This is a genomic window from Endozoicomonas sp. SESOKO2 (genome assembly GCF_024606245.1).
Classification (GTDB): domain Bacteria; phylum Pseudomonadota; class Gammaproteobacteria; order Pseudomonadales; family Endozoicomonadaceae; genus Endozoicomonas_A.
The window spans coordinates 1-9,838 of sequence record NZ_JAHHPQ010000032.1 but is presented as its reverse complement, the minus strand read 5'-3'; the positions used below and the strand labels follow the sequence as shown (position 1 = coordinate 9,838).

Below are 9,838 nucleotides of genomic sequence, written 5' to 3'. Positions count from 1 at the left end.
CGCAGGTCGGTCAGTCGTTCCAGGTTTTCATTGGTTCGGCGAATGCGGTTTTCTGTTTCACGGCGGCGCTCCTTGTACTTGGAGATACCAGCCGCTTCCTCAATAAAGACTCTGAGTTCTTCCGGCTTGGACTCAATCAGCGTGGAGACGATGCCCTGACTGATGATGGAGTAACTTCGCGGCCCTAGACCGGTGCCGAGAAAGATATCCATCACATCTTTACGGCGACACTTGTTACCATTGAGGAAATAAAAATTCTTGGCTTCCGAGGTCAGCATCCTGCGCACAGAAATCTCGCTGTAGGCAGCAAACTCGCCAGTGACCCGACCTTCGTTATTATCAAAGATCAACTCTACCGTCGCCTTTGCTGAAGGCTTACGGCTATTGGAGCCCTTGAAGATAACGTCTGTCATGGACTCACCACGCAGGTGCTTGGCAGAAGACTCCCCCATGACCCAACGTACGGCGTCGATAATATTGGACTTGCCGCAGCCATTAGGACCTACAACACCGCACATATTGGAGGGAAAATGAACCGTTGTGGGATCCACAAAGGATTTGAAACCGGCCAGTTTGATCGATTTAAGACGCATCTTTTCCTTAATTCGTAGCTATCAGGACCACAGCTGCCTGGTTATCAGTAGGTAACAACTCTCTACGAGTGTACACAGATTGTGCCCATGAGGAAAAGTCGTCGTTACCGAAAGCTTTGACCGTCAACCTTATGGCCAGTTCAGTCTGTCTGCTGTGACAGGGCAATCAACCCTGTGCAGGTTGTTGAGACCAGTACATTTCTTATGGCACCCTGCCTTCAATGATGCGTTGTAACCGCTCTGCGTTACTGTGAAAGTTATTTCTTCTCTCCGATGCCAGCATGTTATTCAGTGCCCGCCGGGCACCTTGCGAGTGACTTGCCCCGGTGTCCTGAATAATGCGCTGTACACGTTCTGCATTATTCCAAAGCCCGCAACACAGCTCTTCTACCAGCTGGTTACTCAGTGCCATCTCGGCTCCGAACGTCAGCCTTACCCCGGCGCCCCGAATAATGTCTCGTAAACGTTCTGCATCACTCAACGACCTTCTATTCAGGAACGCTATCAGCTTGAAACTCAGTTGCCGGTCAACTTCGTGCATCAGCCGTGTCCCGGTATCCTGAATAATGCGTTGTAAATTGTCTGCTTTCTCCCACATCTCGTCATCCACAGCCTCTATCAGCATCCTGCTCAGCACCATCTGGGCGCGTTCCGACAGCCTTGCCCCGGCATTCTGAATAGTGAGGTATAAAAGCTCTGCTTCATCCCAAGCGTCATTACTTATGGCCAGTAACAGCTGATTACTCAGTTCCCGCAACCGTGTTGTCCCGATGCCCCGGGCAGCAAGTTGTTGCAGCTCCTGAGGAGGGAGGGTACTAAGCTGTCTTTCCCGGTTTGTTGTTCTCTCTGCTCTTTGGGTAGCAGCAGCGAAAAAATGACTGCCAGGCATTTCCCGGATGGTCTACCAAGTGCCATCATGCCCATGATAATGATACTTGAGTAATTGCATTCCAACGAGGCTGTGTGCTTCTCTGTAATATGGATCTGGATTATAATCATCATCAGTAAGCCGGCTATCTGGCTTTTGATGAAGGTCTATAAGGTAGACTCTTTTTAGAGCACCTCTTAAAAAAACATCTTTAGAATCCTCTGTCACAAAAAAACTACTATTCTCACCGCTCCAGGAAACACCTGCATCAGGTTCCAATAGATACCTGGAACAAGGGGAAATACGAGCTAACACAACGGATAGATGTTCATAATTACATTGTGCTTCACCACTTAAAATGTAATCAAATAGCTTTTTCGCTTTATCTACAGACCAGTTGACTGAATTAGGTCCATTTAAGTAAGGCATATCAGAGAAAAATGATCTATGCATCTCTAAACGATGTCTATCAATACGAGATAATTTTCCCACCAAGTAACCACATATATGAGGAGGGAGCGGCAATGTCAATGACATTTTTGGCTGGGTAAATATCCCATGGCTAGCTAAAACATAGGGTGGTTTGGACAACCATTGATTATCAATATCTGAATAAAACAAATGATTAACACCGAGTTTTTCTAAACGATTAGCCAATTCGGTTTTGTTTTCAGAATTCGCCTTATCTATACAAAAGCATATAGTCTTTTTAATATTTTGAGACACAACAAGTCTAATGGAATCCATAAAACAAACGCTCATACATGAAGCGTATTCCCCTAATTGAACGGGAAATTTCAGCTGCAGGTCTGTTTCCATGGAGAGGCATAATATATTATCGTGATTATTCAGTTCAGCCTTCATCTGTTCAATTTGAGACTCTGTAAGATTCATATCTGAAAAAACTATAAGCAGCGGGATATCACTTTCAGCGAGTTTGGTTCCTTCTTCTAATATTCTTTGAACATAATTAATTCCCGCAAGTTTATCAGGATTATTTAAGCCATTAAATATGGTGGTACCATGGAGTGCCGCCCATGTGTGAAAAACCGGACATGGAGGACATACCTTCAGATCCATAGCAGCGGCTTTCTCTAATGAAGCAATACCCGAAAACTTTAAACTTTCAGCCATATTTATCCAGGACTCTTCATCAATTGAATCAAAATAAGTTGGATCCAAATTGAAGACTATATTTTTTGCAAGCTGGATGTAATAAGTATCCTCATCGTTTTCGGTCGGAACCAAAGCAACACATCTTGATGAAAGCTCCTTATTCTCAACATTATTTTCTGCGCGTCCTACTGTGTTTGGAAGATACTTCCTATCATCAGCTCTATTTTTGAACAGTCTGTCCGCTTCCGTTTCGGAGTGTGGTGGGGGATATATCCCTGGAAACAGGTTCGGATTAACTGCTTGATCCATGTCCTTATTCCTTTTTCATTAATCATTCATTTTTATTCCAAAGTGCGAACGAGTCATATACGCACACTGCAAGCCATTAAGTTTGGCTTTTACACGTAACTCTCCGTCATCTCATAGATCAACCCTATTTGATTTTCTGAGCGACAGATTTCAGTGATCCACTAGATGACCTTGTCGAGTAATTTGGCGACAAGGATTTTTTCTGATTGACTCACAAGCAAACAGAATCCAGCTTCACTTTGCTTTTCCTTTGCTTCCTCTGTTTCGTCGGGTACTCTGCCAGCAATGATGCGTTGTAATCAATCTACGAGATTGTGTAAGTCCTACTGTGCCTCTTCGATTTCCCGCTGGGCGTCGTCCATCAGACTGGTCTCGGAAACATCAATAATGCGTTGTAAACGAGCTCTGTCATAAGAACAATCATATGTCCGTCTCATTACCAGCATGTTATTCAGTTCCTGCCTGGCGTCGTCCGTCAGACTTGCCCTGGCATCCCGAATAATGCGTAGCAATCGATCCGCATCATGCCAATTCCTCTTGTTCGCGCTATCTATCAGCATGTTGCTCAGTACCTCCCGGGCGTCCTCCATCAGGCGGGTCTCAGTGTCCCGAATCATACCCAGTAAACGACCTACACTATTCCAATCCCAGCGTTTCCGGGCCTCAACCAGCATGTTACCCAGTACCTGCCGGGGTTCGTTCGTGAGACTTACCTTGGCATCCCGAATAATGCGTACTAAACGATCTGCGTCATTCCAATCCCTATTAATCAGGGCCTCTGTCAGCTCATAACTCAGTTCTTCGCGGCCTTCTTGCATCCCCCTTACCACAGTCCCCTGATCACTGAGTGGTTGTGGTCCTTGAGGAAGCAGGGTATCAATCTGCCTTGCCGGATTTGTTGTTGTCTCTGTTCTTTGGGTAGTCGCAGCGAAGGCACTGGCAGAAGCCGTTTGTGAGGAACGGGTATCCGCAGGCTCGTTATAGGAATCGGGTAAGTCCTTCTGTGCCTTTTCGATTTCCCGCTGGGCGTCGTCCATCAGACTGGTCTCGGAATTCTCAATAATGCGTCGTAAACGAGCTCTGTCATAAGAAGAATAATATTTCCGGCTATTTACCAGCATGTTATTCAGTTCCTGCCTGACGTCGTCCGTCAGACTTGCCCTGGCATCCCGGATAATACCTAGCAAACGATCCGCATCACGCCAATTCCTCATTTTCGCGCTGTCTATCAGCATGTTGCTCAGTACCTCCCGGTCGTCGTCCATCAGACGAGTCCCAGTGTCCTGAATCATGCCCAGTAAATGATTTACACTAACCCAATCCCAACGTTTCCGGGCCTCTATCAGCATGTTACCCAATACCAGCCGGGGTTCGTTCGTGAGGCTTACCTTGGCATCCCCAATAATGCGTACTAAACGATCTGTTTCACCCCAATCGCTATTAAGCAGGGCTTCTGTCAGCTCATAACTCAGTTCTTTGGGGTCTTCTTGCATCCCCGTTGCCCCAGTGCCCTGATCACTGGATTCAGGAGCCAATATTACTGTTAACTCAGGCAAGTCTTCTCTACATAGCGGGCAGGTTGACCTTTCCTCAAGTGGAGTATGTTGAAACAACCGCTGCATACAATCTCTGTGAATTTTATTGTTACAACATGGAATGAGAGTCACACCTCTGCCAAACACGCGCTGACATATACAGCACCTGCCGCCCGCTTCAGCAGGCTGGCTGTTTTGAGAATGATTAACTGAGTTACCTGAATTATTTATGCTATCCATTATTAAAACTTCCCTGAAAATTTGTTTAAACCGAATGATTTGACCACCAGTCTTCAGGAAAGTTCCATGTCGGCCTGCCCGTGGGAGAGCATCAAACTCCTCCTTTGAGAACAGATAGTTCCGGATCTCATTTAAATACAAGATCTGGAGAACAACCACGATGAAGAAACTACCGCTCGCATCCAAAACAATAATGTGTGCAGCCTGTTAGCAGGCTGTGTCACTGAGCGATCGTGACATGTGTGCATTTCAACAATGACTGCAGGAGCGCCAGACTTTGTACTTATTTACTCTGGCGAGTGAAAAGAGAATGAAACCTTTTTGATTTTCTGAGTTACCCCTTTCAGTGTTCCGCTGGTTGACCTTGTCGGGCAGGTTGGCGGCAAGGATTTTTTTGATTGACTACACGAGCAAACGGAATCCAGCTTCACTGTGCTTTTTGTGCTTTTCCTCCGTTTCGTCGGATACTCTGCCCTCAATAATTCGCTGTAATCGCTCTGCGTTATTGTGAAAATTATTCCTTACCTCCCATGCCAGCATGTTATTCAGTGTCTGCTCGGCTTCTTCCGTTCGCGTTGTCCCGGTATCCTGAATAGTAAGTTGTACTCGATCTGCGCTATCCCAACGGTTATTTACGTCCAGACCGGAGAGTCGCTTGCACTTATTGCTTGAATCTGGCCCTCCGGCTACCCTATTTAGGCGTAAATTTATTGATGTGGTTTAGCTTCAGGTAGTGCAGGTGCGGCAGAATCATTATTAATTGATTCTTGTGCGGTAGAATCAATATTAACTGATTCCTGTGCGGTAGAATTAATATCAATTGATTCCTGTGCGGCAGGATCAATATTAATTGATTCCTGTGCGATAGAATCACTATTAATTGATTCTTGACTTTCTTCTATTTCAATCTGCTCTTCCGGGCAAGATCTCAATATCTTAATAATATTAATTTGATTGTGTGTATCATTATTGCTAGGAGTATAAACAGTTTCATTAAACTGATTTTCACTTATTACAGAATAAGGGTAAGGTTTATATTTTTTTTGAAAATGCACTAAAAAACTTTTCGCTTCAAGTTTATTTGTTTCTTTTGGGATGGCTTCACCTGAATCGCTTTCTTTACTTTCATATCTGGCAGTTAAAACATTGTAATCTCTAAAAACAATAATTCCATTTGAGACAAACAAGGCATTAGCTTTCATTGGCTGTCTTAAGTGCTCATATTGATAATAAATTTCATATTGGCATGAAATATTGAACGGTTCCCGATCAAAAGCACCTAATCTCACACTATCAGCTAAAGCTGTGACCGTTAAGAAATAGGTAGCGATTAGAAGGTTATTTGGTTGCATGTCATAGCCTTTTGAGTTAGGAAAACAAATAAAGACTATGACAGTCTAAAATAAATTTTTTGTTTTCCTATATCTAATATCAAAATAAATTTTTTGCTTTATATAACTGATAATAATACTGCTGCTTTACGGCTAACGAGCCTTTAGAAAAACCATCTCTAAGGCGTACGCCCGGCATGGTCATCAACCTGTGGGTGAAAGTCCCCTGTGGGTCTGCCAGCATCGGATCTTGCGCCTGGCCAACCGATGATATCCACTCGCTTAAGGCAAGTGCAATCCCGTGAGGGGTTTTGCGCAGGCAGTCAGACCGCAAAAGTTCGAGCCGACGGAGACTGGGAGTCCCTCAGAATTGGTATTGAGTCATAACAGTGATCCGCTTGCTGTCCTTGTCGAAAGGATTACATTATCAGACATAACCCAGCTTCACTTTGCGCTTCCTCCATTTCATCCGGTACATTGGCGCTGTTGATGCGCTCTAATCGCTCCTCGTCATCAATAGAGTTTTTGCTTTTATCCGTTGTCAGCATTTGAAACAGTAACTGCAGTACTTTTTGCGACCGACACGCGCGGATGCCCTGAATAATGCATTGCAAACGATCCGCGTTATCCCAATCCCTGCGATTCAGGGCTTCTATCAGCTTGTTATTCAGCTTCTTCATGAGTTCGTGCGTCGGCTCAGCCCCGATGCCCTGAATAATACGTTTTAAACGACCTGCTTCAGCCCAGGTACCACTATCCAGAACCTCCATAAGCTTGTTACTCAGTTCCCGCCGGGCTCGTTCCACCAGCATCACCCCAGTGTTCTGAATACTAAGCTGTATACCTTCTGCTTTATCCCAGTCGTTATTTTTTAAGGCTGATACCAGCTCATAACTCATTACCCACCGGGATTTTGGCGTCTGCATTGTCCCGGTTCCCTGCATACTGTGTTGTGATTGCGTTAGATCAGGCAGATCCACCCTGCATACCGGACAGGCTGTTCTTGCTCCTAGTGGAGTATTTGCAAAAAGCCTCTGGAGACAGTCTCTGTCCATTTCATTCCAACAACAGGGAGTGACAGCAGTCACCGACCTACATAGATCTAAACATATAGGGCATACCCCACCTGCTTGAGCAGGTTGGCTGCCAGGAAAATAGAAAGCCGGGTTTGAGCTTATCATAATAAATCCTCCATGATTTTTTTGATCAGATAAAGAGCGAACAAGTCATGCGCGCGCTCTGCAAGCCATTTTTTACAGGCTTGGTCATGCCTGCAAAAGACTGCCTTGATTCTGAATTCTCCTGACAAGCCAAGGCATAACAGGGCATGTTTACACTGTACTTATTTACTTAGATAGCAATTAATTAATTTTGTTCCCGATTGTTTTATTCCGAATTGTTATCTTCCTGTGAGAAATGCTTTCAAGTGCAGCCCTGATGTCGGCTTGCGTTCTGGCTCATTTTTGTTCCCGGTAAGTAGTATCAAGACAAATGACCCAGCCACCTTCTTCAGGAACCATCCAGTCGACGATCATTCTGGCAATACCGTCAAGCCTCATACCACTTCTGATGAAGAAGCTTGAGACGTTTTCGCCTGAAATCGATCTCAGCGCAGTGTCCCACGATATGGACAACGCGAGGGAGCTTGACCAAACCCATCTGAATGAGAGCAAAAAAAATTATCAGCACAATAAGGCCAGGGCGGTATTGGTGCCAGCCAAGGAGGGATTGTTCTGAGCGAAATCTTTGTCTCGAAATTATCGCCTATAAAGTGCGATCGCCTAATGGAATATTCAAGGACGGTGGTCATCAGAAAAAAATACCATCGGGGTTTACACCAATGACTCATAAATCGAATCCAAATCAACGCTGCTTACAAACTCTTCGGCAATGTTTGTCAGCTCATCCAATTTGAGCACCAGAGCGTTACTGGCGTTGAGTGCCTGCCGTAAGTAATTGTCCTTGGAATTGTTAATAAAATTGAAAGAGCTAACAACTGCAGACATCATGGCATACAGTTCTTCTGGTGAGGATGGATCATGAGCGCCGCAGTATTTACCGATGTTATCTTTAGGCCCGACTTTAGCACCGGCCCAACAGTACGTTAAGCAACCACCTTTCGAGTGTGTCACTTTATACATATAGTGACTGAAGGCCTGCTTGATCGCTTGCTTGCATTTTTTTCTTAAATCATCCGAAAAGTGTAACTCGTCATATGACAGCTTAGAGGACTTACAAATGTCTCTGTACCTCTTTTGGATGTCAAATCTTTCTTCTTCATATTGATCTTTCCGAGTTTTATTTTTCCAACCACTCGTCGCGACATCACTGTATTCTCTTGCCAATGCTTTCAAAGCATTTTCACGTTGATTGACTACCGCATCATATCGTTTGATTTTTTCTAATGACTGCTTATTCAGGTCCGAACTGTGCTCAAGCAGACGTTGATACAGGGCTTCAGCCTTTTCATCAATCGTTGTGATGTGCCAGGAAGGTTGCCCCAGGATAATGACTGGACGGTGATTCGCCTTGCCCGGGATTAACTGTGAGAACGCAGGCTGGCGCAACAGCATTCGTTCTATATTCGGAATTCCCTCAGGTTCGTATGTCCAGGCAGTCTGCATAGATGAATCGACCATGTTATATTCAAGGCGTGACGAAAAGCCATCATGACAATGTGTGATAAACAAGGCATAATCTGCTCTCTCCTGAAAGCCTTTATAAGTATACAGCCATCGCTGGCTATTTTTTTCCCTGGACAAATAGGTCGTGTACCACATTTTAAGGCAACGTGCGGCTTCAACCTTCAGTTCATCAACATCTTCCAGACGCAACAATAGCTTATGATGTTCAACTTTCCCCTCCGTTTCAAAGGATCGTACCGGCACTGGATCCAGCCAGCCGGATTTCAGAGCCTCCAGGGCAAACTGAATAACTGAAGACTTTGCTAAGTCACTCCAAGCCAATATATACACCATTGAATTCAACCAATCTTCAGAACTTGCATCCCCATGAAAAATCATTTTTGAATGGAGTACCTTGAGTGGTTGAGTGACCTGGTTTTCATCATTGCTGGACAATATTTTTTTTACTGCCTCCGACATCGGTTTATTGCCGATGCCTATATCTCCGGCCAGATCACTCAGTTCATGGATCAATGCTTTTGTCTCTAGCGACTCGATCATTGAGACGCCCATGAGAAAACCGGTTAAATCTTTTCGCTTCCAGAGTTTCAATACCGTTTCGTAAGTGCCTGGATTGATTGTTGGCAATACACTGCCTGCCTCAAGGGCTTTGTCCAGTTTCCTGAGGTTGATACCACTGGCCTCAGCCAGAGCTTGCTGTTGTCCTAAGTCAGCACCTTTCAGGTGATTCTTAATCATCCTGGTCTCAGTACTGGAAGCACTGACCTTTCTGGTAGGCTGGAATTTTGGTGTAATTTCTTTTTCCCGTACTGGCGCTCCGCCCAAATCCACTGACTCCCAGGTGTGGCCTCCATCTCCGGAATACTCGGCAAAGCTGTGGCTTGAGCTATCAATTTGCCGGGATGGAATACCAAAATAACGACACATAGCAATAAAAACAGGCACACGATGACGACAGCTACCTTTCAGCCTTGTTACCAGGAATTGAAAGAAATTCTCGCCGAGCTTTGGTTTAGCATCACCGGAAAACGCCCGACAATAGTCCGTGATCGCCTTAATTTGTTGCTCCGTGTCTTTAGCATCTTTTATAGACTGCAAAAGCCCCCGTACTTTGGTCGGGTGTTCTTCAATGGTCTTAAACACTTTGTCCAGTACTGTTTTCATGCCTTCTGAACAGACGGCGTCAAACCATGTTGACCGT

General features: G+C 44.9%; 7 protein-coding genes. All 7 read right to left on the bottom strand.

The features are described 5' to 3' along the window. Positions 1-593: chromosome segregation SMC family protein (locus tag KDK17_RS00740; protein WP_257287124.1), on the bottom strand; the 593-nt coding region annotated here is incomplete at its 3' end. A gap of 202 nt (positions 594-795) precedes the next feature. Then, positions 796-1,482, bottom strand: a complete 687-nt coding sequence (locus KDK17_RS00735; protein ID WP_257280540.1) for a hypothetical protein — start codon at positions 1,480-1,482, stop codon at positions 796-798. 12 nt (positions 1,483-1,494) lie between these two features. Further along, positions 1,495-2,886, bottom strand: a complete 1,392-nt coding sequence (locus tag KDK17_RS00730; protein WP_257280539.1) for a hypothetical protein — start codon at positions 2,884-2,886, stop codon at positions 1,495-1,497. A 323-nt stretch (positions 2,887-3,209) separates the two neighbouring features. Continuing rightward, positions 3,210-4,508, bottom strand: coding sequence for a hypothetical protein (locus tag KDK17_RS00725; protein ID WP_257280538.1), 1,299 nt, complete (start codon positions 4,506-4,508; stop codon positions 3,210-3,212). Between the two features lie 860 nt (positions 4,509-5,368). Beyond that, positions 5,369-6,013 (bottom strand): hypothetical protein, encoded by a 645-nt coding sequence (locus KDK17_RS00720; RefSeq protein ID WP_257287123.1) that lies wholly within the window; start codon positions 6,011-6,013, stop codon positions 5,369-5,371. 398 nt (positions 6,014-6,411) lie between these two features. After that, complete coding sequence (locus KDK17_RS00715) at positions 6,412-6,972, bottom strand: hypothetical protein (RefSeq protein ID WP_257287122.1); 561 nt, start codon at positions 6,970-6,972, stop codon at positions 6,412-6,414. A gap of 852 nt (positions 6,973-7,824) precedes the next feature. Next, positions 7,825-9,838, bottom strand: a 2,014-nt coding sequence (locus KDK17_RS00710; RefSeq protein ID WP_257287121.1) for a transglutaminase-like domain-containing protein, incomplete at its 5' end; no start/stop codon positions are given.

Coding starts and splice junctions, on each gene's coding strand:
- KDK17_RS00735 (WP_257280540.1), bottom strand. CDS start 1,482: ATGCCTGGCAGTCATTTTTTCGCTGCTGCTACCCAAAGAGCAGAGAGA.
- KDK17_RS00730 (WP_257280539.1), bottom strand. CDS start 2,886: ATGGATCAAGCAGTTAATCCGAACCTGTTTCCAGGGATATATCCCCCA.
- KDK17_RS00725 (WP_257280538.1), bottom strand. CDS start 4,508: ATGCAGCGGTTGTTTCAACATACTCCACTTGAGGAAAGGTCAACCTGC.
- KDK17_RS00720 (WP_257287123.1), bottom strand. CDS start 6,013: ATGCAACCAAATAACCTTCTAATCGCTACCTATTTCTTAACGGTCACA.